Genomic DNA, 1,391 nt, shown 5'->3' with positions numbered 1-1,391 from the left:
CATAGACAGGATCTTAAGAGCTAACTTGTTTATTTAGATAGAAAAAAGGCTTCATTTATGATCAGATAATCGTCGCCAAACAAACTACCTACATCAATAGTGAAGCCGATGACGATTATCTCCTTACAGAAGCAATTTAAGCAATTCTTTAATGCTGACACCCTCCAAAAAATGGCGAAAAGTACAGGCCTGATGAAACGGTGTCGGGCGATATTACCCGAGCAGCTAGTCATTAGCTTAGTGGCCGCGTTAAGCAAAGGAAACTGCACTTCCATTGCGGATTTACTGCGACAATTCAATGGGATGTGCTTGAGCCCTGAAGGTGCCGTGGCATACAAGCCTTACCATAACCAGTTGAGGAAAAATGAGTTTCCTAATTTCATGCGGCAACTTGTTATGCGAGCAATAGCTCAATTTGCTCGCCAGCAGAATGTCGGTCTACCAAATAAGCTCGACACCTTTGATGATGTACTGCTTCAAGATGGCAGCTCTTTCCACATCCATCGTGACCTGGCGGATGTTTATCCGAGTCGATTTAAACGTAACCCTGCAGCGGTTGAATGTCATATGACAATGTCGTTGAAAAGCTTTTCTCCAGTCGCGATGAACATCAGCGCTGATACGGCATCAGAAAGAGATTTTTTACCTGAGCCCAAAACGATGAACAACAAATTGCTGTTAGCTGACGCAGGGTATCCTGATTTCCACTTCTTTCGAGAGCTTGAACAGCATGGCGGATTCTATATTGTCCGAGGTGCTAAGTCTCTGAACCCTATGATTATTGAGGCAAGGAACGGCAAGGGGCGACTGCTGCCTAAGCTAGAAGGGAAGAAGCTGAAAGACATTACTCGAGGTACCAACCGTTCGCAGGTCCTTGACCTAAAAGTCCGTCGAGGTAAACAAGAGTTTAGAGTCGTGCGACGATGGTTTGCTGAAGAAAAACGATTCTGCATTTGGATAACTAACTTACCTTCAGACACCTTTACTGCCGATGACATCATGGCGATCTACCGCTGTCGATGGCAGGTGGAACTGCTTTTTAAAGAGTTAAAGTCTCACACCAACTGGCAACGATTTGTCACCGCACAAAAGGCCATCGTTGATGGGCTCATCTGGGCCAGTTTACTTGCGCTGATCATTAGGCGTAGTATTGCGCTTCAGATAATGCCATCGGTCTCATTGTTTAAAGCGGCAAAAAATGTGGATGTCTGGCTGTTACCAATATTTGAATGTATCAGTCACGGCGCATGGTCAGAAATCAGCAATAAAATCGAATGGGCTACCAGTTATATATCAAGGAACGCTCAAAAGTCCGCGCAGAGGAAGTCTAAAGAAAACATTACGTTAGACGGAATTTACGCTGAGCTTAGTGCTTAAGGTTCTGTCTATGA

The 1,391-nt window shown here is 44.6% G+C and carries 1 protein-coding gene; it reads left to right on the top strand.

What is annotated here, in order from left to right; all coding sequences use genetic code 11:
* The first annotated feature begins 108 nt into the window (after nt 1-108).
* On the top strand, nt 109-1,377 hold the full coding sequence (locus AB4138_RS23635; protein WP_017068666.1) for an IS4 family transposase: 1,269 nt from the start codon (nt 109-111) through the stop codon (nt 1,375-1,377).
* The last annotated feature ends 14 nt before the right edge of the window (nt 1,378-1,391 follow it).

The sequence above is a fragment of the Vibrio sp. 10N.286.52.C3 genome (assembly GCF_041468865.1).
Classification (GTDB): domain Bacteria; phylum Pseudomonadota; class Gammaproteobacteria; order Enterobacterales; family Vibrionaceae; genus Vibrio; species Vibrio crassostreae_C.
Note: the sequence above shows the minus strand (reverse complement) of the source record. Positions and strands in the feature narration are given on the sequence as shown.